Source organism: Enterobacter asburiae, from assembly GCF_008080435.1.
GTDB classification, from domain to species: Bacteria; Pseudomonadota; Gammaproteobacteria; order Enterobacterales; family Enterobacteriaceae; genus Enterobacter; species Enterobacter asburiae_C.
In genome coordinates this window covers 273159-296742 of the sequence record NZ_VRKN01000001.1, presented here as the reverse complement: position 1 = coordinate 296742, position 23584 = coordinate 273159, and the positions used below count along the sequence as shown (strand labels likewise).

24 protein-coding genes are annotated in these 23584 nt (G+C 51.4%); 15 read left to right on the top strand and 9 right to left on the bottom strand.

All coding sequences use genetic code 11. The features are described from left to right. The first annotated feature begins 60 nt into the window (after window positions 1-60). Both rssB and galU read left to right on the top strand, forming a co-directional pair. Window positions 61-1074, top strand: coding sequence for a two-component system response regulator RssB (gene rssB, locus FU672_RS01380; protein WP_063143897.1), 1014 nt, complete (start codon window positions 61-63; stop codon window positions 1072-1074). A gap of 200 nt (window positions 1075-1274) precedes the next feature. Beyond that, complete coding sequence (gene galU, locus FU672_RS01375) at window positions 1275-2183, top strand: UTP--glucose-1-phosphate uridylyltransferase GalU (protein ID WP_045329415.1); 909 nt, start codon at window positions 1275-1277, stop codon at window positions 2181-2183. 202 nt (window positions 2184-2385) lie between these two features. On the opposite strand, the gene hns is transcribed toward galU, so the two are convergent. Next, window positions 2386-2799 carry a histone-like nucleoid-structuring protein H-NS gene (gene hns, locus FU672_RS01370; protein ID WP_008502781.1) on the bottom strand — a complete coding sequence of 138 codons (414 nt, stop codon included), beginning with the start codon at window positions 2797-2799 and terminating at the stop codon, window positions 2386-2388. 550 nt (window positions 2800-3349) lie between these two features. Here hns and tdk point away from each other — a divergent pair. Continuing rightward, window positions 3350-3964, top strand: coding sequence for a thymidine kinase (gene tdk, locus FU672_RS01365; RefSeq protein ID WP_148241860.1), 615 nt, complete (start codon window positions 3350-3352; stop codon window positions 3962-3964). Between the two features lie 67 nt (window positions 3965-4031). On the opposite strand, the gene adhE is transcribed toward tdk, so the two are convergent. Further along, complete coding sequence (adhE, locus tag FU672_RS01360) at window positions 4032-6710, bottom strand: bifunctional acetaldehyde-CoA/alcohol dehydrogenase (RefSeq protein ID WP_148241859.1); 2679 nt, start codon at window positions 6708-6710, stop codon at window positions 4032-4034. 478 nt (window positions 6711-7188) lie between these two features. On the opposite strand from adhE, the gene FU672_RS01355 reads away from it, so the two are divergent. The 7 genes from FU672_RS01355 to FU672_RS01325 all read left to right on the top strand — a co-directional run bounded on the left by FU672_RS01355 (window position 7189) and on the right by FU672_RS01325 (window position 15076). Continuing rightward, the gene (locus tag FU672_RS01355; protein ID WP_023312098.1) at window positions 7189-7836 is read left to right on the top strand and encodes a YchE family NAAT transporter; all 648 of its coding nucleotides are present in this window, start codon (window positions 7189-7191) and stop codon (window positions 7834-7836) included. A 770-nt stretch (window positions 7837-8606) separates the two neighbouring features. Next, complete coding sequence (gene oppA / locus FU672_RS01350) at window positions 8607-10238, top strand: oligopeptide ABC transporter substrate-binding protein OppA (RefSeq protein ID WP_023335974.1); 1632 nt, start codon at window positions 8607-8609, stop codon at window positions 10236-10238. A gap of 84 nt (window positions 10239-10322) precedes the next feature. Beyond that, window positions 10323-11243: an oligopeptide ABC transporter permease OppB gene (gene oppB, locus FU672_RS01345; RefSeq protein WP_008502786.1), complete on the top strand. Its 921-nt coding sequence runs from the start codon at window positions 10323-10325 to the stop codon at window positions 11241-11243. 14 nt (window positions 11244-11257) lie between these two features. Then, window positions 11258-12166 (top strand): oligopeptide ABC transporter permease OppC, encoded by a 909-nt coding sequence (gene oppC, locus FU672_RS01340; protein WP_148241858.1) that lies wholly within the window; start codon window positions 11258-11260, stop codon window positions 12164-12166. Window positions 12167-12177: 11 nt separating this feature from the next. After that, window positions 12178-13191, top strand: coding sequence for an ABC transporter ATP-binding protein (locus tag FU672_RS01335; RefSeq protein ID WP_063143902.1), 1014 nt, complete (start codon window positions 12178-12180; stop codon window positions 13189-13191). Further along, window positions 13188-14192 (top strand): murein tripeptide/oligopeptide ABC transporter ATP-binding protein OppF, encoded by a 1005-nt coding sequence (gene oppF, locus FU672_RS01330; RefSeq protein WP_148241857.1) that lies wholly within the window; start codon window positions 13188-13190, stop codon window positions 14190-14192. Before FU672_RS01335 ends, oppF begins: the two co-directional genes overlap by 4 nt. Window positions 14193-14206: 14 nt before the next feature. Then, window positions 14207-15076 carry an ion transporter gene (locus FU672_RS01325; protein ID WP_187360767.1) on the top strand — a complete coding sequence of 290 codons (870 nt, stop codon included), beginning with the start codon at window positions 14207-14209 and terminating at the stop codon, window positions 15074-15076. A 31-nt stretch (window positions 15077-15107) separates the two neighbouring features. Here the strand turns inward: FU672_RS01325 and FU672_RS01320 are convergent, their stop codons facing one another. Then, the gene (locus FU672_RS01320) at window positions 15108-15437 is read right to left on the bottom strand and encodes an HI1450 family dsDNA-mimic protein (protein ID WP_023292232.1); all 330 of its coding nucleotides are present in this window, start codon (window positions 15435-15437) and stop codon (window positions 15108-15110) included. A 33-nt stretch (window positions 15438-15470) separates the two neighbouring features. Then, window positions 15471-16931 carry a cardiolipin synthase gene (gene cls / locus FU672_RS01315; RefSeq protein ID WP_148241855.1) on the bottom strand — a complete coding sequence of 487 codons (1461 nt, stop codon included), beginning with the start codon at window positions 16929-16931 and terminating at the stop codon, window positions 15471-15473. Between the two features lie 144 nt (window positions 16932-17075). Here cls and FU672_RS01310 point away from each other — a divergent pair, with 144 nt between their 5' ends. The 3 genes from FU672_RS01310 to FU672_RS01300 all read left to right on the top strand — a co-directional run bounded on the left by FU672_RS01310 (window position 17076) and on the right by FU672_RS01300 (window position 19040). Further along, the gene (locus FU672_RS01310; RefSeq protein WP_021240326.1) at window positions 17076-17249 is read left to right on the top strand and encodes a YciY family protein; all 174 of its coding nucleotides are present in this window, start codon (window positions 17076-17078) and stop codon (window positions 17247-17249) included. A 108-nt stretch (window positions 17250-17357) separates the two neighbouring features. Further along, entirely contained in the window at window positions 17358-17993 is a 636-nt protein-coding gene (leuE, locus tag FU672_RS01305; protein WP_023312092.1) for a leucine efflux protein LeuE, read from the top strand. A 93-nt stretch (window positions 17994-18086) separates the two neighbouring features. After that, the gene (locus FU672_RS01300; RefSeq protein ID WP_148241854.1) at window positions 18087-19040 is read left to right on the top strand and encodes a bifunctional helix-turn-helix transcriptional regulator/GNAT family N-acetyltransferase; all 954 of its coding nucleotides are present in this window, start codon (window positions 18087-18089) and stop codon (window positions 19038-19040) included. 41 nt (window positions 19041-19081) lie between these two features. On the opposite strand, the gene FU672_RS01295 is transcribed toward FU672_RS01300, so the two are convergent. Further along, entirely contained in the window at window positions 19082-19378 is a 297-nt protein-coding gene (locus tag FU672_RS01295; protein ID WP_032656697.1) for a YciI family protein, read from the bottom strand. Window positions 19379-19598: 220 nt separating this feature from the next. Between FU672_RS01295 and tonB the strand changes: the two genes are divergently transcribed. After that, entirely contained in the window at window positions 19599-20321 is a 723-nt protein-coding gene (tonB, locus tag FU672_RS01290) for a TonB system transport protein TonB (RefSeq protein WP_148242122.1), read from the top strand. Between the two features lie 38 nt (window positions 20322-20359). Here the strand turns inward: tonB and yciA are convergent, their stop codons facing one another. The 4 genes from yciA to FU672_RS01270 form a co-directional block, all read right to left on the bottom strand. Continuing rightward, window positions 20360-20755 (bottom strand): acyl-CoA thioester hydrolase YciA, encoded by a 396-nt coding sequence (gene yciA / locus FU672_RS01285; RefSeq protein WP_023335966.1) that lies wholly within the window; start codon window positions 20753-20755, stop codon window positions 20360-20362. 104 nt (window positions 20756-20859) lie between these two features. Next, window positions 20860-21399, bottom strand: a complete 540-nt coding sequence (locus FU672_RS01280) for a septation protein A (RefSeq protein WP_023312088.1) — start codon at window positions 21397-21399, stop codon at window positions 20860-20862. Between the two features lie 56 nt (window positions 21400-21455). Further along, on the bottom strand, window positions 21456-22199 hold the full coding sequence (locus tag FU672_RS01275; RefSeq protein WP_148241853.1) for a YciC family protein: 744 nt from the start codon (window positions 22197-22199) through the stop codon (window positions 21456-21458). Window positions 22200-22224: 25 nt separating this feature from the next. Further along, on the bottom strand, window positions 22225-22629 hold the full coding sequence (locus tag FU672_RS01270; protein WP_148241852.1) for a YkgJ family cysteine cluster protein: 405 nt from the start codon (window positions 22627-22629) through the stop codon (window positions 22225-22227). Window positions 22630-22910: 281 nt separating this feature from the next. Here FU672_RS01270 and ompW point away from each other — a divergent pair, with 281 nt between their 5' ends. After that, entirely contained in the window at window positions 22911-23543 is a 633-nt protein-coding gene (gene ompW, locus FU672_RS01265; RefSeq protein ID WP_148241851.1) for an outer membrane protein OmpW, read from the top strand. Window positions 23544-23584: the final 41 nt, after the last annotated feature.

Below are 23584 nucleotides of genomic sequence, written 5' to 3'. Positions count from 1 at the left end.
GACAGGCGATAGTGCCGATCGCATGCCACTATTTAGTTACTGTCAGCCAGGGGAGGAACCATGACGCAGCCATTGGCCGGAAAACACATTTTGATTGTTGAAGACGAGCCCGTTTTCCGATCGCTACTGGATTCGTGGTTATCCTCGCTGGGCGCAATCACTTCACTGGCTGAAGATGGCATCGACGCCCTGGAAAAAATGATCAGCATTACCCCCGATTTGATGATTTGCGACATTGCAATGCCGCGCATGAATGGGCTGAAGCTGGTTGAACATCTGCGTAACGAAGGCAACCAGACGCCGATTCTGGTGATCTCTGCCACAGAGAATATGGCGGATATCGCCAAAGCATTACGTCTTGGCGTACAGGATATTCTGCTTAAACCGGTTAAGGATCTGAATCGGCTGCGAGAAACGGTCTTAGCGTGCCTTTATCCGAATATGTTTAATTCCCGGGTAGAGGAAGAGGAGCGTCTTTTCCAGGACTGGGATGCCCTGGTGAGTAATCCGCCTGCCGCAGCGAAACTGTTGCAAGAACTTCAGCCGCCCGTACAGCAAACTATTTCACACTGTCGCGTAAATTATCGCCAGCTGGTGGCGGCTGACCAACCAGGACTGGTGCTGGATATCGCACCACTTTCGGATTCCGACCTTGCGTTTTATTCTCTGGATGTCACCCGTGCGGGGGATAATGGTGTATTAGCCGCGTTGCTTCTTCGTGCGCTATTTAATGGTTTGCTGCAGGAACAGTTATCGCATCAGGGACAACGGTTGCCTGAGTTAGGCAGTTTACTCAAACAGGTAAACCAGCTTTTTCGTCAGGCCAATTTGCCGGGACAGTTCCCGCTGCTGGTCGGCTATTACCACAGCGGTTTAAAGAATCTGATCCTCGTTTCAGCAGGTCTCAATGCTTCACTGAATACCGGTGAACATCATATTCAGGTGAGTAACGGTGTGCCGCTTGGGACATTGGGAACGGCGTATCTTAATCAAATTAGCCACCGCTGTTCCTCCTGGCAGTGCCAAATTTGGGGTGCCGGGGGACGGCTACGCTTAATGTTGTCCACGGAATAAGCAATTGGATCTTAATTTTAAGATTGCTTTACCTGTGTTTTACGGGGAGTGCTACTATCGCTGCCCAGTTTCATGCGTATTTATCCTAATTGATCGGCAACGCGTTCTTTTCAGACCCGGACTGCGAGGCGAGGCTGATATACTCAACGCGTTATTTATTGCATAAAAGTTCAAAACTTGAACAGCTCAGGAGAATTTGAATGGCTGCCCTAAATTCGAAAGTCAGAAAGGCCGTCATCCCGGTAGCGGGATTGGGGACCAGGATGTTACCAGCAACTAAGGCGATCCCTAAAGAGATGCTGCCTCTGGTTGATAAGCCATTAATCCAGTATGTCGTTAATGAATGTATCGCCGCCGGCATTACTGAAATTGTGCTGGTTACGCATTCATCAAAAAACTCTATCGAAAACCATTTCGATACAAGCTTTGAACTTGAAGCCATGCTGGAAAAGCGTGTTAAGCGTCAGCTGTTAGAAGAAGTTCAGTCTATTTGTCCTCCACACGTTACCATTATGCAGGTTCGTCAGGGCCTGGCTAAAGGTCTGGGCCACGCTGTTATGTGTGCACATCCTGTTGTGGGTGATGAGCCTGTAGCGGTAATTCTGCCTGACGTTATTCTGGACGAATACGAATCCGATCTTTCTCAGGATAACCTGGCTGAGATGATCAAACGTTTCGACGAAACCGGCAGCAGCCAGATCATGGTTGAGCCCGTTGAAGACGTGACGGCATACGGTGTGGTTGACTGCAAAGGCGTTAACCTTGAGCCGGGCGAAAGCGTGCCAATGGTTGGCGTGGTAGAGAAGCCTAAAGCCGACGTAGCGCCTTCAAACCTGGCCGTTGTAGGTCGCTACGTCCTGAGTGCGGAAATCTGGCCTCTGCTGGCGAAAACGCCTCCAGGAGCGGGTGATGAGATCCAGCTGACGGATGCCATCGATATGCTGATCGAGAAAGAGACCGTTGAGGCTTACCATATGAAAGGTAAGAGCCACGACTGCGGTAATAAGCTCGGTTATATGCAGGCATTTGTTGAATATGGTATTCGCCACAATACCCTTGGTGAAGAATTTAAAACCTGGCTCAAAGAGAGCGCAGGTATTAAGAAATAAGCCAGGGCAGCAGATGTTCGAAACCGGTGAGGCGCTGCCCACCGGTTTTTTTATGCCTATACTACTCCCGAAAACCTGTCTGAAAGTACAGTCGATAAAATTGTTAAATAATGCTTTATGACAGAGTGTAAGGGGATGTTTGCGACAAATTTTGTTTAAAAAAAATCCCGCATTACGCGGGATTTTTCTGAATGTGGCGTGATTAATCCTTGATCAGGAAATCATCCAGCTGTTTACCTTGCTCATCCATGGCTTTCTTGATAACAGCAGGAGTACGACCCTGGCCAGTCCAGGTTTTAGTTTCGCCGTTCTCGTCAACGTAGCTATATTTAGCAGGACGAGCAGCACGCTTGGCTTTGGTACCGGTTTTAGCTGCAGCCATGCTGTTCAGCAATTCATTTGGATCGATACCATCAGCAATCAGCATTTCACGATATTGCTGCAGTTTACGAGTACGCTCTTCGATTTCAGCAGCAGCAGCGCTTTCTTCTTCGCGACGTTCATTAACTACAACTTCTAATTTTTCCAGCATTTCTTCAAGCGTTTCGAGGGTGCATTCTCTTGCCTGCGCACGAAGAGTACGGATGTTGTTCAGAATTTTAAGTGCTTCGCTCATTGTAGTAATCTCAAACTTATAATGGGGGGGTGGTTTGTTGACCTAATAATAGAGCCATAAATTCAGATGTGCAATAGCCAGGAATGTAAGGAATTCAAAAAATACTAAATAATGCCGCTATTATTAATTACGCTAACTTAAATTTCCTCACCCGACAGTCTCGCTTGTTATCACGTAAACCTGCTTTGCCCGGTTGATTGCCTCTTTTTTTTGTGACATTTACCGCAGGAATTATAGTTGCGGCGGATAAATATCAGCCTTTTGTATTAGTTCCCACCCGTGATGTTAAGCCTGAAATAGTTAATAAATGGTGAATTTTAATGAACGGTGATTCCACTATAAAAAGAAGTGTTATGTTTGGCTGAACATATAACATATTGGCCTGGCTGAAGGCGTTTACTTCATGTTTTAACGGATTATTTTCGCCAACAGAAGGTTCTGAACTCCGCGCTGAGCCGCATCCTCTGTGCGCTGTATCGCTGATGACCTGACAAAATATGGTACAATGACTCATCGGGAATATTACACATTGATTAGGGTTTTACGGCCAATGGCACAACTTTATTTCTACTATTCGGCGATGAATGCCGGTAAATCCACCGCGTTGTTGCAATCCTCATACAATTACCATGAACGTGGGATGCGTACCGTTGTTTATACGGCTGAAATTGACGATCGCTTTGGCGCAGGGAAGGTGAGCTCCAGAATAGGGCTCTCGTCGCCTGCCAGGCTGTTTAACCCGAAAACCGATCTGTTTGAGGACATTCGCACAGAACATGCTGCGCAGCCGATTCACTGTGTCCTGGTAGATGAGAGCCAGTTTCTGACGCGTGAACAGGTTCATAGCCTTTCCGAGGTGGTTGATGAGCTTGATATCCCCGTGCTTTGTTACGGGCTGCGCACGGATTTCCGCGGTGAGCTCTTTGCCGGGAGTCAGTATTTGCTCGCCTGGTCGGATAAACTTGTCGAACTGAAAACGATCTGCTTCTGCGGTCGCAAAGCCAGTATGGTGCTTCGTCTCGACCAGGCCGGTAAACCTTATGCCGATGGTGAGCAGGTGGTGATAGGCGGCAATGAACGCTATGTTTCAGTCTGCCGTAAGCACTATAAAGAAGCGTTGTCTGTGGGCTCGCTTACGGCCATTCAGCACGACAACAGGAAATAACATCAGCCCTTGTTATTCAGACATAAAAAAACCCGCCATAAAGGCGGGTTTTTTCATCTGCTGTCAGTTAAGCGCTTTTCTTCGCTTTCTTGTCAGCTTTGATGACAGGAACTTCTGTTTTCACAGCGGCAACGTCATTTTCTTTGAACTCACGACCGTAGAAGGTATCCAGCAGAATCTGTTTCAGCTCGGAGATCAGTGGGTAGCGCGGGTTAGCACCAGTACACTGGTCATCGAATGCATCTTCAGACAGCTTATCTACATGAGCGAGGAAGTCAGCTTCCTGTACGCCTGCTTCGCGGATAGATTTAGGAATACCCAGCTCAGCTTTCAGGCTTTCCAGCCATGCCAGCAGTTTCTCAATCTTCGCAGCAGTACGGTCGCCCGGTGCGCTCAGACCGAGGTGGTCTGCGATTTCAGCATAACGACGACGTGCTTGCGGACGGTCGTACTGGCTGAAAGCAGTCTGCTTGGTTGGGTTGTCGTTAGCGTTATAACGGATAACGTTGCTGATCAACAGGGCGTTCGCCAGTCCGTGAGGAATGTGGAACTGAGAACCCAGTTTGTGCGCCATAGAGTGGCAAACACCCAGGAAGGCGTTCGCAAACGCGATACCGGCGATGGTTGCTGCACTGTGAACGCGTTCACGTGCTACCGGGTTTTTAGACCCTTCGTTGTAGGACGCTGGCAGGTTTTCCTTCAGCAGTTTCAGAGCCTGCAGAGCCTGACCGTCAGAGAACTCAGACGCCAGTACAGAAACGTAGGCTTCCAGGGCGTGAGTTACCGCATCCAGACCACCGAACGCACACAGTGACTTCGGCATTTCCATGACCAGGTTCGCATCAACGATAGCCATGTCTGGGGTCAGTGCATAGTCAGCCAGTGGGTATTTCTGACCTGTTGCATCGTCTGTTACTACCGCGAATGGCGTAACTTCTGAACCGGTACCGGAAGTGGTGGTTACCGCGATCATTTTCGCTTTTACGCCCATTTTCGGGAACTTGTAGATACGTTTACGGATGTCCATAAAGCGCAGCGCCAGTTCTTCGAAGTGGGTTTCAGGATGCTCGTACATGACCCACATGATTTTCGCGGCGTCCATTGGGGAACCACCACCCAGTGCGATAATCACATCTGGTTTGAAGGAGTTAGCCAGCTCAGCACCTTTACGCACAACGCTCAGGGTAGGGTCAGCTTCAACTTCAAAGAACACTTCAGTTTCAACGCCAGCCGCTTTCAGCACAGAGGTGATCTGGTCAGCGTAGCCGTTGTTGAACAGGAAACGGTCAGTCACGATGAGCGCACGTTTGTGGCCATCAGTAATCACTTCATCCAGCGCGATTGGCAGTGAGCCACGGCGGAAGTAGATAGATTTCGGAAGTTTGTGCCACAACATGTTTTCAGCTCGCTTAGCAACGGTTTTCTTGTTGATCAGGTGTTTTGGACCAACGTTTTCAGAGATGGAGTTACCACCCCAGGAACCACAACCCAGAGTCAGGGAAGGTGCGAGTTTGAAGTTGTACAGGTCACCGATACCACCCTGAGAAGCAGGGGTGTTAATCAGGATACGTGCAGTTTTCATCATCTGACCGAAGTGAGCAACACGTTCTGGCTGGTTATCCTGGTCGGTGTACAGACAAGATGTGTGACCGATACCGCCCATGGCAACCAGTTTCTCGGCTTTCTCTACCGCGTCTTCGAAATCTTTCGCTCGATACATTGCAAGCGTTGGAGACAGTTTTTCGTGGGCAAACGGTTCGCTTTCGTCGACAACTTTCACTTCACCGATCAGGATTTTGGTTGTTGCCGGAACGGTAAAGCCTGCGAGTTCAGCAATTTTGTACGCTGGCTGACCCACGATAGCGGCGTTCAGCGCGCCATTTTTCAGGATGATGTCCTGAACCGCTTTCAGCTCTTTGCCCTGCAGCATGTAGCCGCCGTGGCTGGCGAAACGTTCGCGAACGGCATCGTACACGGAATCGACAACAACAACAGACTGTTCAGATGCACAGATCACGCCGTTATCGAAGGTTTTAGACATCAGTACAGACGCAACAGCACGTTTGATGTCAGCGGTTTCGTCGATAACAACAGGGGTGTTACCGGCGCCCACACCGATGGCTGGTTTACCGGAGCTGTATGCGGCTTTAACCATGCCAGGACCACCGGTCGCCAGGATCAGGTTAATGTCGGGGTGATGCATCAGCGCATTGGAGAGCTCAACAGACGGTTGGTCGATCCAGCCAATCAGATCTTTTGGTGCGCCAGCAGCGATCGCCGCCTGCAGGACAATATCTGCAGCTTTGTTGGTCGCGTCTTTCGCACGTGGGTGTGGAGAGAAGATGATTGCGTTACGGGTCTTCAGGCTAATCAGTGATTTGAAGATAGCAGTAGACGTTGGGTTAGTTGTCGGAACGATACCGCAGATGATGCCGATAGGTTCAGCGATGGTGATGGTACCGAAGGTGTCGTCTTCGGACAGCACGCCACAGGTTTTCTCATCTTTATAGGCGTTGTAGATATACTCAGAAGCAAAGTGGTTTTTGATCACTTTATCTTCCACGATACCCATGCCAGATTCGGCAACGGCCATTTTAGCGAGAGGGATTCGAGCATCTGCAGCAGCCAGTGCGGCCGCGCGGAAGATTTTATCAACCTGTTCTTGGGTGAAATTGGCATATTCACGCTGGGCTTTTTTAACGCGCTCGACGAGTGCGTTCAGTTCAGCGATATTAGTAACAGCCATAATGCTCTCCTGATAATGTTTAAACTCTTTTAGTAAACCAGCGCTCGATACGTCACACAGTATAGACAGAGCCGATACGACTTGCGTAACACAAAGTAAAACAAAGAGTTACTTTCTGCGTCTGCACACTAATTTACTAAAAGAGCCTTACCTTAGCATCATCCCTTTTTGTCAGGCGATCTCCCTGGGGGCGTAACCAAGATTACTCACTTCTGAGTACGGAAATCATGATCTGCGTCAATTTTCCCCCAAGCTGATACCTTTCAGCAGGGTTATTTTGTTGAGATTTTTCCAGTGTTAAATAATTACGTAAGTATTGGAAGCGCCGCTATCATTGATTCTACATATGTTTAACATCCTGAAATGATGTCGTTTTGGCACAGATTTCGAGTGAAGTGTGCTAATAAAAAGGGTATCTTCAGCGCGATTTCTCATGACAAATTGTCAGTCCCGGGCATGTGTATAAGCGGAGCAAAACGTGATCCAAACGCTCTTTGATTTTCCAACGTATTTTAAATTTTTTATTGGTTTGTTTGCCCTGGTCAACCCGGTGGGGATCATTCCTGTCTTCATTAGTATGACGAGTTACCAGACGGCGGCGGCCAGGAATAAGACCAACCTCACCGCTAACCTGTCAGTGGCTATCATATTGCTCACCTCCCTTTTTCTGGGTGACGCTATTCTCCAGCTCTTTGGGATTTCGATTGACTCTTTCCGTATTGCGGGTGGGATCCTGGTCGTGACCATCGCCATGTCCATGATCAGCGGTAAGCTGGGCGAGGATAAACAGAACAAACAGGAGAAGTCAGAAACCGCCATCCGTGAAAGTATTGGCGTAGTGCCGCTGGCCCTACCGCTCATGGCGGGTCCAGGCGCCATCAGTTCAACTATTGTCTGGGGCACGCGTTACCACAGCCTGATGCACCTGATTGGCTTTTCCGTCGCCATTGCCCTTTTCGCGCTCTGTTGCTGGGGCGTATTCCGCATGGCACCCTGGCTGGTGCGCCTGCTGGGGCAGACAGGCATTAACGTCATAACGCGTATCATGGGCCTGCTGTTGATGGCGTTAGGGATTGAATTCATCGTGACGGGTATTAAAAGCATTTTCCCCGGTTTGCTGCACTGATATTTCGTATGAAAGAACGGAGCAACGGCTCCGTTTTTTTACGTCATTATCAGTAAATCCTATAACTAAAGTTGAAATGCTCACATATCATAATAAATTCTACTGATAATGTTCATTGCTTGTATTTCAACAAGTTATTAATTCCCCTTAAACCCGCCTGCGCAGAAAATCTGCGATCGCTCTGTTATTTTACTCACATGATACTCTGGGGCTTGCTGAGAGATAACCGAAATGATATTAGTAATTTCAACATTCCCCTAGATGAATGTGCTAAATAATAACCAGTTGTTAAATTTTTGTACAAAATCACTCGATGATAGCGCAGCGACGCGCTTGTAGAGAAAAATTTCTCTATCTTGTTGAATATCATGTTTTTTCGGTGGTGTTCGATGTCCGGCATGGCTGCCCTCAACGATGCGGTACTCACCGTAAAAGAGAATTGCTTAACAAATTTGCAAAATGTATTGGCGCGCGTTTACGCCATTTGATACTTTCCGGCCTAATATTTTGCAGCATAAAACAAGCAGATGAGAATTATTTTCATATGGTTCTCTTCTCAGATATCCAGCGCAGGTCTCAAACAGGGGAGGCCTGTAAAGAATCGACGCAAGACGGCCATACGAGCGGTCAGTAATAAAAAAGTCGGTGATAGCAAGCAGTAAAAGAAGAACCTGACAGCAGCAAAAAAAACTCCTGCGCTGTACAGGCCCCAACAGGGGATTACACAGCTGGCGAAGGCCAGTCATTATAATGAGTGGAGTACCAACACAATGTCCATCATCACAAAAAAAAATCTGGTAGCGGCGGGGATTTTAACTGCGCTAATCGCGGGCAACGCTGCAATGGCTGCGGACGTTCCTGCAGGTGTTCAACTGGCTGAGAAACAGACGCTGGTGCGTAACAACGGTGCGGAAGTTCAGTCTCTTGACCCGCACAAAATCGAAGGTGTTCCGGAGTCTAACGTTAACCGCGACCTGTTCGAAGGCCTGCTGGTGACAGACGTAGACGGCCACCCGGCGCCGGGTGTAGCAGAAAAATGGGAAAACAAAGATTTCAAAGTCTGGACCTTCCATCTGCGTAAAGATGCGAAATGGTCCGACGGTACACCGGTCACAGCCGAAGATTTCGTTTATAGCTGGCAGCGTCTGGCGAATCCAACGACCGCCTCTCCGTATGCGAGCTACCTGCAATATGGCCACATCGCCAATATTGATGACATCATCGCGGGCAAAAAACCCATTACTGACCTTGGCGTAAAAGCGATTGATGCCAATACCTTTGAAGTGACGTTGAGCGAACCTGTTCCGTACTTCTATAAGCTGCTGGTTCACCCGTCCGTCTCCCCGGTACCAAAATCCGCCGTGGAGAAATTTGGTGAAAAATGGACGCAGCCTGCCAATATCGTGACCAACGGTGCCTATAAGCTGAAAGACTGGGTGGTCAACGAACGTATGGTGCTTGATCGTAACCCGCAGTATTGGGATAACGCGAAAACCGTGATTGACCAGGTGACCTACCTGCCAATTTCGTCCGAAGTGACCGACGTTAACCGCTATCGCAGCGGTGAGATCGACATGACGTATAACAACATGCCGATTGAACTGTTCCAGAAACTGAAAAAAGAGATCCCTAAAGAAGTTCACGTCGATCCGTACCTGTGCACCTATTACTATGAAATCAACAACCAGAAAGCACCGTTTACCGACGTACGTGTACGTACCGCGCTGAAGCTGGCACTGGATCGCGATATCATCGTGAACAAAGTGAAAAACCAGGGCGATCTGCCGGCATACAGCTATACCCCTCCATACACCGATGGCGCAAAACTGACTGAGCCAGACTGGTTCAAACAGACCCAGGAACAGCGTAACGCAGAAGCGAAGAAACTGCTGGCCGAAGCGGGCTACACCGCAGATAAGCCGCTGACCTTCAGCCTGTTGTACAACACCTCCGATCTGCACAAAAAACTGGCTATCGCCGTCGCCTCGATCTGGAAAAAGAACCTGGGTGCGAACGTGAAGCTGGAGAACCAGGAGTGGAAAACCTTCCTCGACAGCCGTCATCAGGGCACCTTTGATGTGGCACGTGCTGGCTGGTGTGCGGACTATAACGAACCGACCTCCTTCCTGAACACCATGCTGAGCGACAGCTCGAACAACACCGCTCACTATAAGAGCCCGGCGTTCGACAAGCTGATTGGCGACACGCTGAAAACCACTGACGAAGCACAGCGCACAGAACTGTACTCTAAAGCTGAGCAGCAGCTGGATAAAGATTCCGCGATCGTTCCGGTTTACTACTACGTTAACGCCCGTCTGGTGAAACCGTGGGTAGGTGGCTATACCGGTAAAGACCCGATGGATAATATCTACGTTAAAAACTTGTATATTATCAAGCATTAATGGCAATGAGTGGGGCGGGCGTGCTCGCCCCACGGTGTCTAACCAACGTCACATAATATAGGCACACGCCAGAAGGTACGGGCAATGTTGAAATTTATCCTACGTCGCTGTCTTGAAGCGATTCCAACGCTATTTATTCTCATCACGATTTCCTTCTTCATGATGCGTCTTGCGCCGGGAAGTCCATTTACCGGTGAGCGTACGCTGCCGCCTGAAGTCATGGCGAATATCGAAGCGAAATACCACTTAAACGATCCTATCTCCACCCAGTACTTCAATTACCTGAAGCAGCTGGCCCATGGTGATTTTGGACCGTCATTTAAATATAAAGACTATTCCGTTAACGACCTGGTCGCGTCCAGCTTTCCGGTTTCGGCTAAGTTGGGTGCTGCGGCATTCATTCTGGCCATCGTTTTCGGGGTCACCGCAGGCGTTATCGCTGCGCTCAGACAAAATACCAAATGGGATTATGCCGTAATGGGGGTGGCAATGACCGGGGTAGTGATACCCAGCTTTGTTGTCGCGCCATTACTGGTGATGATATTTGCCATCACGCTGAAGTGGCTGCCTGGTGGCGGCTGGAACGGCGGGGCATTGAAGTTCATGATTTTGCCAATGGTGGCATTATCTCTGGCGTATATCGCCAGTATCGCGCGTATCACCCGTGGTTCAATGATCGAAGTGCTGCACTCGAACTTCATTCGTACCGCGCGCGCTAAAGGGTTGCCGATGCGTCGGATTATCTTCCGCCACGCGCTCAAACCGGCGCTGTTGCCCGTGCTCTCCTACATGGGACCGGCATTCGTCGGGATCATCACCGGCTCTATGGTTATCGAAACAATCTACGGCCTGCCTGGCATTGGTCAGCTGTTCGTTAACGGCGCGCTCAACCGCGACTATTCGCTGGTACTGAGCCTGACTATTCTCGTCGGTGCGCTGACCATTCTCTTTAACGCTATCGTCGATGTGCTGTATGCCGTCATCGACCCGAAAATTCGTTACTAACGCTGGAGCACGCCATGATGTTGAGTAAGAAAAGCAGCGAGGCGCTGGAAAACTTCAGTGAAAAACTGGAAGTAGAAGGTCGTAGCCTCTGGCAGGATGCGCGCCGTCGCTTTATGCACAACCGGGCAGCGGTTGCCAGTCTGGTTGTTCTGGTGGTCATCGCGCTGTTTGTGACCCTGGCGCCGATGCTGTCGCAATTTACCTATTTCGACACCGACTGGGGCATGATGTCCAGCGCGCCGGATATGGAATCAGGCCACTATTTTGGTACGGACTCCTCAGGACGCGATCTGCTGGTGCGTGTCGCCATCGGAGGCCGTATCTCGCTGATGGTTGGTATTGCTGCCGCGCTGGTGGCGGTGATCGTGGGTACGCTCTACGGCTCACTTTCCGGCTATCTTGGCGGCAAAATTGACTCGGTAATGATGCGTCTGCTGGAAATCCTGAACTCCTTCCCGTTTATGTTCTTCGTCATCCTGCTGGTGACCTTCTTCGGCCAGAATATCCTGTTGATCTTCGTGGCCATCGGGATGGTTTCCTGGCTGGATATGGCGCGTATTGTTCGCGGCCAGACGCTGAGCCTTAAACGCAAAGAGTTTATCGAAGCCGCGCAGGTAGGTGGTGTATCAACCGGGAATATCGTGGTTCGCCATATCGTTCCTAACGTGCTGGGCGTGGTGGTGGTCTATGCCTCACTGCTGGTGCCAAGCATGATCCTGTTTGAATCTTTCCTGAGCTTCCTGGGGCTGGGTACACAAGAGCCACTGAGCAGCTGGGGCGCGCTGCTGAGCGATGGCGCAAACTCGATGGAAGTTTCACCGTGGCTGCTGCTTTATCCGGCGGGTTTCCTGGTCGTCACCCTGTTTTGTTTTAACTTTATCGGCGATGGCCTGCGTGATGCCCTCGACCCGAAAGACCGTTAAGGAGCGCCGTCATGACAATTATTGAAACGGCCACTGCGCCACAGGTGCAACAGCAGAATAATCTTCTGCTGGATGTGAAAGACCTCCGCGTGACCTTTAAAACGCCGGACGGGGATGTTACCGCCGTCAACGATCTCAACTTCAACCTGCGCGCGGGTGAAACGCTGGGGATCGTAGGGGAATCCGGTTCCGGGAAATCCCAGACTGCCTTTGCGCTGATGGGCCTGCTGGCCTCTAACGGTGTGATTGGCGGCTCCGCTAAATTCAACGGTCGCGAAATCCTCAACCTGCCGGAGCACGAGCTGAACAAGCTGCGTGCCGAACAGATCTCGATGATTTTCCAGGATCCCATGACCTCGCTGAATCCGTATATGCGTGTAGGTGAGCAGCTGATGGAAGTCCTGATGCTGCACAAAGGCCTGGGCAAAGCGGAAGCCTTTGAAGAGTCGGTCAAAATGCTGGATGCGGTGAAAATGCCGGAGGCGCGTAAGCGTATGCGCATGTTCCCGCACGAGTTTTCTGGCGGTATGCGTCAGCGCGTGATGATTGCAATGGCGCTGATGTGCCGGCCAAAGCTGTTGATTGCCGATGAACCGACTACCGCGCTGGACGTGACCGTGCAGGCGCAAATCATGACCCTGCTGAACGAGCTTAAGCGTGAATTCAACACGGCGATTATCATGATCACCCACGACCTGGGTGTGGTGGCGGGCATCTGTGACAAAGTGCTGGTGATGTATGCCGGTCGTACCATGGAATACGGCAAAGCGCGCGATGTCTTCTATCAGCCTGCGCACCCGTACTCGATTGGTCTGTTGAATGCGGTGCCGCGTCTTGATGCGGAAGGGGAATCCCTGCTCACCATTCCGGGCAACCCGCCAAACCTGCTGCGTCTGCCGAAAGGCTGTCCGTTCCAGCCGCGCTGCCCGCACGCGATGGAAATCTGCAACAGCGCTCCGCCGCTGGAAGAGTTTGCACCAGGCCGTCTGCGCGCCTGCTTTAAGCCGCAGGAGGAACTGGTATGAACGCATTAGATGAAAAACGCAATGTGCTGCTCGAAATCGCTGACCTTAAAGTGCATTTCGACATCAAAGACGGCAAACAGTGGTTCTGGCAGCCGCCGAAGACCCTGAAAGCGGTGGACGGCGTCACGCTGCGCCTGTACGAAGGGGAAACCCTGGGCGTTGTGGGAGAGTCCGGCTGCGGTAAATCGACCTTTGCGCGCGCCATTATCGGTCTGGTAAAAGCCACCGACGGCAAAGTGGCCTGGCTGGGTAAAGATCTGCTGGGCATGAAACCCGACGAGTGGCGCGAGGTGCGCAGCGACATCCAGATGATTTTCCAGGATCCGCTGGCGTCACTTAACCCGCGTATGACCATCGGCGAGATTATTGCCGAGCCGCTGCGGACCTATCATCCGAAGATGTCTCGTCAGGAAGTGCGCGATCGCGTTAAGGCGATGATGATGAAAGTCGGCCTGTTGCCAAACCTCATCAACCGCTATCCGCATGAATTCTCCGGCGGTCAGTGCCAGCGTATTGGTATTGCCCGTGCGCTGATCCTCGAACCGAAGCTGATTATCTGCGATGAGCCGGTTTCCGCACTGGACGTGTCCATCCAGGCACAGGTGGTTAACCTGCTGCAGAAGCTGCAGCGCGAAATGGGGTTGTCGCTGATCTTCATCGCGCATGACCTGGCCGTGGTGAAGCACATTTCTGACCGCGTGCTGGTAATGTACCTCGGTCATGCCGTGGAGCTGGGCACCTATGACGAGGTGTACCACAATCCATTGCACCCTTACACCAGAGCGCTGATGTCCGCGGTGCCGGTCCCCGATCCCGATCTGGAAAAGAATAAAACCATCCAGCTTCTGGAAGGGGAATTACCTTCACCGATTAACCCGCCGTCAGGCTGCGTCTTCCGCACGCGCTGCCCAATGGCCGGGCCGGAATGTGCGAAAACGCGACCGGTTCTGGAAGGCAGTTTCCGACATGCGGTTTCCTGCCTGAAAGTAGACCCGTTATAATCGCAAGGGCTGACATGATGTCAGCCCTTATTTTTTGCGAGGTTACTGTGTCGCGTTTATTCACGTCAGTCCGTCGGCGGCTATATCATTTTTTATTCGATCCTGAAACGGTATCCGGGCGACGTTTCGAAGGTCTTTGCGGTTTATTTGCGCTTCTCAGCGTGATTGTCATCTTTATTGAATCGGGTGCCGGGACGCAATACCACCTCACGTTTGACGAATGGCATATCTTTGTCTGGCTTGAACTGGCGATAACCCTGGTCTTTACCGCCGAATATCTCCTCCGCGTGATAGCCTGGCCCAATCCGGCCAGATATGTTTTCAGCTTCTGGGGATTTATCGATTTAGCCACCATCCTGCCGCTCTATGTGATGTGGCTTTGGCCGGAGATCAGCCTGAGTTATGTCTTTGCCTGGCGAGCGATGCGCGTGATTCGGGTATTACGTATTCTGAAATTACTGCGTTTTATGCCGTCATTACGTGTGTTCTGGAGTGCGATTGTCAGCGCACGGCATCAGCTTATTCTGTTCTACTCGTTTATTGCCATCGTCATGATTGTTTTTGGCGCGCTAATGTATTTAATCGAAGGGCCTAAATATGGCTTCACGACGCTCAATGCGTCCGTCTACTGGGCCATTGTGACCGTCACCACCGTGGGTTACGGTGATATTACGCCTCATACACCACTGGGTCGCATCGTAGCGTCAGTGCTGATTTTGATTGGTTATTCGGTGATTGCGATCCCGACAGGACTCATTACCACGCACATGAGCAGTGCCTTTCAGAGCCGCAAGCAGCAACGCAAATGTCCTCATTGCCAGCAGGGCGAACATGAACACAGCGCGCGGTTTTGTTACCGCTGCGGCAGTGAATTGCCGGAGTAAATAAAAAAGGCTGCAATCGCAGCCTTTTCTATTATTCGCGCCAGAGTATATGGCACAGCTTATGGTCTTTCTCGCGACACAGCAGGACGCGAGCGAAGACATCGTTAATTTCGCCGCCATCTTCATCGGCCAGCCCAATCACCACTTCGGCAAAGAAGTCAGGATTCAGGTCGAAATCCACATGCTCAGCCCAGTCTTCAGAAGGGTCGAACAATTCAGCGCCGCCGCGCTCTTCGAACTGCAGATTGAAGAGGATCACGTCTGCGGGATCGAGGTTATCAACCGCCAGTTCGAGAAAAATGTCATAGGCCTGCTCGAGCGTTTCGTCTTCGGTCAGGCGATTGTTCAGATCCATTTCCATGATGACTACCTGTTTAACATCGTTGGGCACGTTTTACAGCAACGGACTAAAGAAGTAAAACAGTCGTTCGGCAATTCTTTGCCACATCGGACGTTTTACCCACAGTCTGGCATCCAGCAGCCGCGAGCGGGAGATATAATCATCCTGCACCGCCGCCAGGTCACCGCCAAAGCCGGTGTCATCAATCACCAGGGTGATTTCAAAGTTTAGCCACAGGCTGCGCATGTCAAGGTTAACCGTGCCAACCAGGCTTAACTCACCGTCGACAAGTACGCTCTTGGTGTGCAGCAGCCCACCTTCAAACTGGTAAATTTTCACCCCGGCGGCCAGCAGTTCGCTGAAGAATGCCCGGCTGGCCCAGCCCACCAGAAGTGAGTCGTTTTTGCGTGGCAGGATGATACTTACATCGACGCCGCGCTGAGCTGCAGTACAAATGGCGTGCAGCAGGTCATCGCTGGGGACAAAGTAGGGCGTGGTCATAATCAGATATTCACGCGCCGAGTACGTCGCCGTCAGCAGCGCCTGATGGATTAAGTCCTCCGGGAAGCCCGGCCCGGAAGCAATGGTATGAATGGTGTGACCGCTGGCCTCTTCAAACGGCATAATATTGCCGTCCGGCGGAGGCGGCAGGATACGCTTGCCGGTTTCTATCTCCCAGTCGCAGGAGTAGACGATGCCCATCGAGGTGGCAATCGGCCCCTCCATTCGCGCCATTAAATCAACCCATTGACCTACGCCCGAGTCCTGTTTGAAGAAGCGCGGGTCAACCATGTTCATACTGCCGGTGTAGGCAATATAGTTATCGATCATGATCATTTTGCGATGCTGGCGGAGATCCATCCGGCGCAGAAACACGCGCAGGAGATTTACCTTCAACGCTTCAACCACTTCGATTCCGGCATTACGCATCATGCCCGCCCAGGGGCTACGGAAAAATGCCACGCTACCTGCAGAGTCAAGCATCAGGCGGCAATGAATGCCGCGCCGCGCGGCGGCCATCAGCGATTCAGCGACCTGGTCTGCCATCCCTCCGGGCTGCCAGATATAAAAAACCATCTCGATATTATGACGAGCCAGCTGAATATCGCGGATTAACGCCTGCATGACGTCGTCGGATGAAGTCAGCAGTTGGAGCTGATTGCCTTTAACACCGCCAATCCCCTGGCGGCGCTCGCACAGCTTAAATAGTGAGGAGGCGACGCTACTGTTCTCCTCGGCAAAGATATGTTTGCAGGCTTTAAGGTCGTTCAGCCACTTTGCGGTTGAGGGCCACATGGCACGGGCCCGCTCGGCGCGGCGTTTACCCAGATGAAGCTCACCGAAAGAGAGATAGGCAATAATTCCCACCAGCGGGAGAATGTAAATGATCAGAAGCCAGGCCATGGCAGAGGGTACGGCTCTGCGCTTCATCAGGATGCGTAATGTCACACCCGCGATTAACAGCCAGTATCCCAAAATGACCAGCCAACTCACCACGGTGTAGAAGGTTGTCATAGGTAAAAAAATCCTTTTGAAAGCGTATTGTTATGAGTGTACGCATCAGGATTCATCTGGCAAATAAAAACGCCAGGTAAAAGCGCTGGTTTGCTGCGGGGTTGGGTTTATAATGGCGTTTCTGTTAGTGAAAGAGTTGTAGACATGAAGCGCAGTAGAACAGAAGTAGGGCGCTGGCGCATGTTGCGACAGGTGAGTCGTCGCAAGGCTCGTTGGCTGGAAGCACAATCCCGCCGCAATATGCGTATTCACGCCATCAGAAAATGTGGAATGACCAGGCACCGTAACGCGTTGCTGTTCGCAGTCCAGGATATCTGAGAACCATGAGGGCACCGTAAAGGTGCCCGCTGATTTTATAGCGTCTGATTTTTGGGAATAGCGTATTTGCAGCGTTATTCCTGTTGTGTTTAGCAAAAGGAGGGAGAAGTGTTTGCGGAGTTTGGCGTATTGAATTTCTGGACGTATGTTGTTGGCGCGTTTTTTATCGTGCTGGTGCCAGGGCCGAATACCCTGTTTGTGCTAAAAACCGGGATCGGTCACGGTGTGAAAAAAGGGTATCTCGCCGCCACAGGTGTATTTATCGGTGATGCGGTGCTGATGTTTCTGGCCTGGGCGGGCGTTGCGGCATTAATCCAGACCACGCCGGTACTGTTTAATATCGTGCGCTATCTCGGGGCCTTCTATCTGCTCTGGCTGGGGGGCAAAATGCTCTGGTCGGTGGTGAACCGTCAAAAAAACGCTCATGAGAGCGGCCCCGAACCTGCCAGTATGATCATGAAACGTTCGCTGGTGTTAAGCCTGACCAATCCCAAAGCGATTCTGTTCTACGTATCGTTCTTCGTTCAGTTCATTGACGTGAATGCACAGAGTACCGGCACTTCTTTCCTGATCCTCGCGACGACGCTGGAGTTAATAAGCTTTATGTACATGAGCTTCCTGATCTTCTCAGGCGCGTTTGTCACACGTTATTTGAAAACGAAAAAGAAACTGGCAAAGCTGGGGAACGGGCTGATAGGGCTGCTGTTTGTCGGGTTTGCAGCGAGGTTAGCGTCGTTGCATTGATGAATGAAAGGCTCCTGAGGGAGCCTTTTTCATTATGTTTGACAACCTCTCGCCATTTAGTTGTATAGTACAACTAAATGGCGAGGACAAAACATGCACAGCGAAACCCCTGTAGTCAGTGTTATTCGACGTTCCTCGCGCCTCATGGTGCGAGAGTTAGGTTTTATGGCCTCGACCCTGGCCTCAACAAATTACTCACCGTCGGCCGTCCATACCCTGGTCGAAATAGCCCTACGCAAAGAGATGACGGCGAGTCAGCTGGTGCAACTGCTGGGCCTGGATAAATCCAGCGTCAGCCGGATGCTGGCACGCCTGATTGCCGCGGGCGAACTCGAGGAGGTGATTTCAGCTGAAGATGCGAGAGCGAAGAGTCTCAGGCTGACCGCTAAAGGTCACGAGACGGTCAGTAAAATTAATACCTTCAGCAATGAGCGCGTGGTCTCAGCTATAAAATGCCTGGCTCCTGCGCAGCAACAGACCATTTCTGAGGGACTCTCCCTTTATGCCAACGCGCTGCTGGCGTGCCGTGAGGGGGATAGCGATGCGCGCCCCGACGAGCTAAATATAGTGCAGGGGTATATTCCCGGCATGATTGGCCGTATCGCGGAGATGCACGGGGTCTATTACGCGCGCGAACACCATTTTGGCCGTTTTTTTGAGGCCAAAGTGGCTACAGGGGTTGCAGAATTTAGTGAACGGCTGGATAAGTCATGCAACCAGATCTGGCTGGCGGTGATGAACGGCAGGATTGTGGGGTCAGTGGCGATAGATGGCGAGGATTTAGCGCCGGGTGAAGCCCATCTTCGCTGGTGTATTCTTGACGATGGCTGCCGGGGACACGGGGTGGGGAAAAAACTGCTGACTGAAGCGATGCGCTTTTGCGACAGTGTCGGTTTCTCTGCTGTGCATCTCTGGACATTCAATAAGCTGACCGCCGCACGACGTTTATACGAATCGTTTGGATTTACGCTCGTCAAAGAGTGGGAAGGCGAGCAGTGGGGAAGCCTTATTACAGAGCAGCAGTTTACCCGGTTTAAAGACGCATAACCGCCGCGATAAAAAAGGCTCCTTTCGGAGCCGCTTTGGTATCAGAACACTTTCTTATACGGTCGAACCGTCACTTTCGCATACACACCTGCTGCAACATACGGATCTGCGTCAGCCCATGCCTGGGCGGTTTCCTGAGATTCAAACTCAGCAATCACTGTGGAACCGGCAAAACCGGCGGCGCCCGGATCGTTGCTGTCTACTGCAGGCATTGGGCCGGCAGTCAGTAAACGGCCTTCATCCTGGAGCAGCTGCAAACGTGCCAGATGCGCAGGGCGCACAGCCTGGCGTTTTTCGAGCGAATCAGCAACATCTTCAGAGTAAATCACGTAAAACACGGCGAAGCTCCTTAACCGGTAAAAGTGTCAGTTACGTTATGTGAAAGGGCAAACGACTGCAATGTAAAATAAAAACAATGTTAATACCCTGATCTGAATGCGCCTTTTTTGGCCTCTCATGCGCTAAAGTTGCGCCAGGACAAAGTGTCTTATTGAATATGATTGCTATTTGCATTTAAAATCAGTGTTCGGTTTTTTAACGTTGATGATTATGACTTCGATGACCCTTGATTTACCTCGCCGCTTTCCCTGGCCGACGCTGCTTTCTGTCGTGATTCACGGTGCTGTTGTGGCGGGTTTGCTGTATACCTCGGTTCATCAGGTTATTGAAATGCCCGCGCCCGCGCAGCCAATTTCTGTGACGATGGTATCGCCAGCGGATCTCGAACCGCCGCAGGTCGCACCTCCGCCGCCACAGCCGGTGGCTGAACCTGAGCCAGAGCCCGAGCCTGTTCCGGCGCCACCGAAGGAAGCGCCGGTGGTGATCCACAAGCCTGAACCGAAGCCAAAACCTAAGCCGAAGCCAAAACCGGTGAAGAAGGTCGAGGAACGTCCAAAACGCGAGGAACGTCCGGTTGAACCACGCGCGACCCAGACGGTGGAGAATACGGCACCGTCGCGTCCGGTGATGAATAACACCGCAACAGCGCCTAAGCCGACAGTCAGTGCCCCAGCGGGCCCGCGCGCGCTGAGTCGCAACCAGCCTCAGTATCCGGCACGCGCGCAGGCCTTACGTATTGAAGGCCGTGTACGGGTAAAATTTGACGTCACTGCGGATGGCCGCGTGGATAACGTGGAAATCTTGTCTGCTCAACCTTCTAATATGTTTGAGCGAGAAGTGAAATCGGCGATGCGCAGATGGCGCTATGAAGCTGGAAAACCGGGCAGCGGACTGATTGTGAATATTGTTTTCCGCCTGAATGGCGGGGCGCAGATGGAATAAAACAAGCCTCCTGATGGAGGCTTGTTTTTGCCTGTCGATCAGGCCTGAGGAAGTTGACGAGGTTTACCCTCGCTATCCACTGCGACATAAATAAACAGCGCTTCAGTGGCCTTATAACGCTGCCCAATGGGTTCTGAAGAGACTTTCTTAACCCATACTTCGATGTTGATTGAAATAGAGGTGTTGCCGCGTTTGACGCAGCGCGCATAGCAGCAAACCACATCTCCCACCGCAACCGGGCGCAGGAAGGTCATGCCATCCACCCTCACGGTGACCACGCGCCCGTGGGCGATCTCTTTTGCCAGAATTGCGCCGCCCATATCCATCTGCGACATCAGCCAGCCGCCAAAAATATCGCCATTGGCATTGGTGTCAGCGGGCATTGCCAGTGTGCGTAAAACCAGTTCGCCCTGCGGGGCGTTATTTGTTGTCATTGTTTTAACTCGTAACGGAAGACTTCAGGCGGGATGCTACTATGATTTCACAGCGGAGAGAATAGACCAGAGCGCCTGTCGTTGACGTTCTGGTCAGTCATTAATCAGTGCTTGTCGTCCTGCGGCATGTGGCGATAGATGTATACGCCGCTTAACAGCGTGAAGATCAGCGTCAGCGCGGTCAGGCCGAAGACCTTAAAGTTGACCCAGATATTCTGCGGCAGCCAGAAGGCAATATAGATATTGGCAAGACCACAGAGAATAAAGAAGACCGCCCAGGCGATATTCAGACGGGACCAGACTTCCTGAGGCAGCGTCAGCTCTTTGCCCAGCATGCGCTGGATCAGCGGCTTTTTCATGACCCACTGGCTGATTAACAATGCGCCCGCAAACAACGCGTAAATCACGGTCACTTTCCACTTAATAAATTCATCGTTGTGGAAGAACAGAGTAAGCCCGCCGAACACGGCGACCAGGACGAACGTTATCAGCGCCATTTTTTCGACTTTACGATAGCGAACCCAGCTGTATATCAGGACAACAGCGGTCGCAACGATCAGCGCAGTGGTCGCGGCATAAATATCGTACAGCTTATAAAAAGCAAAAAAGACCACCAGCGGTAAAAAATCAAGAAACTGCTTCATTCTGTGATTCCATCTTCTGAGCGGGGCGGGAGACAGCGATGCCCCCCGCCTCAGGATTACTGACGAATTAACATATACAGGCGGAACAGATAGACCAGCAGTATCGCTGAAATCAGATTGCTCAGCGTATTCGCCACTACGGCGCCAACATTGGGCGTTAATACCGCAAAATTCGGTGCAAACAATAGCAGGAGCGTTTTGGCGAGCAGCCAGCCGATCACGGCGGGAGCCACCAGACGCATATTAGCCCATGCCAGTCTGATGCTGCTGCGCATCGCGGTAAAAATCCCCATCTTATCCTGCACTACCATCACCGGCGCAAATGAGAGCACGATAGCCAGTAGTACACCCGGCACTACGACCAGCATAATCCCCATTTGCACCAGCATGGTGGTTAAAAAGATCAGGATAAACAGCTTAGGTAAGACCGGCGCACTGGCACCAATCGCCCGTAAGGCGCTGACCCGGTGACCCGCCGATACCAGCTGAATCATCAGCAAAACGCCGCCCGCCAGAACCGCATTACCAATCAGGCCTGAGAACGTGGACGCAGCAGACGCCCGCAGCAGAATTTGCTGCTGCTCCGGCGTCATGTTTTGCACCAGTTCAAATAGCCCCACGCTTCCGGCAAGGTGGTCGCCCTGGCTCAGGCTGGCAATCTGTTCATCACTCGGTGAGAAGGCATGGCCCAGCACCACCGTGATAAAGGCACATAGCAACGCGATCAGTAAAAAGGTTATGAACTGATTGCGGAAAAAGTTTCCCGTGTCACGGTAGACAGACTTCGCCGTGATAGACATGCACTCTCCTTGAGTATTGCAGGTGTTAATTAGCCGGCAATTGTACACCGGATGCACCTGCTGTGGCAGCATCAAGGCTTGTATGGAAAAGCATATCTTTGTAAAGCGGCGGTAATCCAACGCGCGCCCGGGCGCGATTACAGGCTTCGTTGACCTGCCCATCTTCCCCCGACATGGCAAATTCCCGGCACGGGCTGGGGCGATCCTCATAGATGGAACACCGGGTATAGACCCCTGGCTCACCTTGTAGCGCGACGCAGCGGACCTGCTTTTGGTTTGTGCCGCTCATGCAGCGCAGAAAAGGCGTTAACGGCTCAGTAAGACGAACCGGGACGGTACCGCCGCCATCGCTGGCTTCGGCCCAGTAGAAAGAGACTCGAAAATACGCACAACAGGCTCCGCACGACATGCACGGGTTAATATCACTCATGGCACACCTGCAAAAGAAGAACGCATCAAATCAACTTGTGAGAGCGATAAATTATCCAGCCGCCAGTGGAAGAGCAAGAGGGTGAAAAGAGAAAATTTTGTAACTGTGAAATGCCAAAAATTGACATGGAAACAACTCATTGCTTTTCGATGCGCCACAAAAAATTAACCCAGATCAATGAATGTTAACTTACTGGTTCTAATGTGATCTGTGGCAGATCACTTATTACTCATTTGTGAGTATATTCTCCCCGCGATTAAAACCACAACGATGGAGCGGATATGAAAAAATTAGCGGTGGCAGCCCTTGTATTAAGCAGTCTCTCTGGTGGCGCGTATGCGCATGAAGCAGGCGAATTCTTTATTCGTGCCGGTTCGGCTACGGTTCGCCCGACGGAAGGATCGGATAACGTGCTGGGAATGGGCGGTTTTAACGTCAGTAATAACACCCAGTTAGGGTTAACGTTCACCTATATGGCGACGGAAAACGTTGGTGTTGAGCTTCTGGCTGCAACGCCGTTCCGTCATCGCGTTGGTCTGGGCGCAACCGGTGATATCGCTACTGTTCACCATTTACCGCCAACGCTGATGGCGCAATGGTACTTTGGCGATGCCAGCAGCAAGGTACGTCCCTATATTGGTGCCGGTGTGAACTACACCACCTTCTTTGACGAGAAGTTTAACGATACCGGTAAAGAGGCCGGTCTGACTGACCTCAGCCTGAAAGATTCATGGGGTATGGCGGGGCAGGTAGGCCTGGATTATCTGATTAACCGTGATTGGCTGATCAACGCCTCGGTCTGGTACATGGATATTGATACGGACGTACGCTTCAAGGCGGGCGGTCAGCAGCAAAGTATCAGTACTCGCCTGGATCCGTGGGTGTTTATGTTCTCCGCGGGTTATCGTTTCTAATTCCGGTCGTTCAATGCGCCCCGACGGGGCGCATATCATTT

Bases quoted from the DNA above. Each gene is read 5' to 3' on its own strand.
- hns (WP_008502781.1), bottom strand. From the start codon at position 2,799: ATGAGCGAAGCACTTAAAATTCTGAACAACATCCGTACTCTTCGTGCG.
- FU672_RS01270 (WP_148241852.1), bottom strand. From the start codon at position 22,629: ATGAGTGATATTAACCCGTGCATGTCGTGCGGAGCCTGTTGTGCGTAT.
- tdk (WP_148241860.1), top strand. From the start codon at position 3,350: ATGGCACAACTTTATTTCTACTATTCGGCGATGAATGCCGGTAAATCC.
- FU672_RS01325 (WP_187360767.1), top strand. From the start codon at position 14,207: ATGATGTCAGCCCTTATTTTTTGCGAGGTTACTGTGTCGCGTTTATTC.
- FU672_RS01300 (WP_148241854.1), top strand. From the start codon at position 18,087: ATGCACAGCGAAACCCCTGTAGTCAGTGTTATTCGACGTTCCTCGCGC.
- oppF (WP_148241857.1), top strand. From the start codon at position 13,188: ATGAACGCATTAGATGAAAAACGCAATGTGCTGCTCGAAATCGCTGAC.
- rssB (WP_063143897.1), top strand. From the start codon at position 61: ATGACGCAGCCATTGGCCGGAAAACACATTTTGATTGTTGAAGACGAG.
- tonB (WP_148242122.1), top strand. From the start codon at position 19,599: ATGACCCTTGATTTACCTCGCCGCTTTCCCTGGCCGACGCTGCTTTCT.
- yciA (WP_023335966.1), bottom strand. From the start codon at position 20,755: ATGACAACAAATAACGCCCCGCAGGGCGAACTGGTTTTACGCACACTG.
- FU672_RS01280 (WP_023312088.1), bottom strand. From the start codon at position 21,399: ATGAAGCAGTTTCTTGATTTTTTACCGCTGGTGGTCTTTTTTGCTTTT.
- FU672_RS01275 (WP_148241853.1), bottom strand. From the start codon at position 22,199: ATGTCTATCACGGCGAAGTCTGTCTACCGTGACACGGGAAACTTTTTC.
- oppA (WP_023335974.1), top strand. From the start codon at position 8,607: ATGTCCATCATCACAAAAAAAAATCTGGTAGCGGCGGGGATTTTAACT.
- galU (WP_045329415.1), top strand. From the start codon at position 1,275: ATGGCTGCCCTAAATTCGAAAGTCAGAAAGGCCGTCATCCCGGTAGCG.
- oppB (WP_008502786.1), top strand. From the start codon at position 10,323: ATGTTGAAATTTATCCTACGTCGCTGTCTTGAAGCGATTCCAACGCTA.
- cls (WP_148241855.1), bottom strand. From the start codon at position 16,931: ATGACAACCTTCTACACCGTGGTGAGTTGGCTGGTCATTTTGGGATAC.
- ompW (WP_148241851.1), top strand. From the start codon at position 22,911: ATGAAAAAATTAGCGGTGGCAGCCCTTGTATTAAGCAGTCTCTCTGGT.
- oppC (WP_148241858.1), top strand. From the start codon at position 11,258: ATGATGTTGAGTAAGAAAAGCAGCGAGGCGCTGGAAAACTTCAGTGAA.
- FU672_RS01335 (WP_063143902.1), top strand. From the start codon at position 12,178: ATGACAATTATTGAAACGGCCACTGCGCCACAGGTGCAACAGCAGAAT.
- FU672_RS01320 (WP_023292232.1), bottom strand. From the start codon at position 15,437: ATGGAAATGGATCTGAACAATCGCCTGACCGAAGACGAAACGCTCGAG.
- FU672_RS01310 (WP_021240326.1), top strand. From the start codon at position 17,076: ATGAAGCGCAGTAGAACAGAAGTAGGGCGCTGGCGCATGTTGCGACAG.
- adhE (WP_148241859.1), bottom strand. From the start codon at position 6,710: ATGGCTGTTACTAATATCGCTGAACTGAACGCACTCGTCGAGCGCGTT.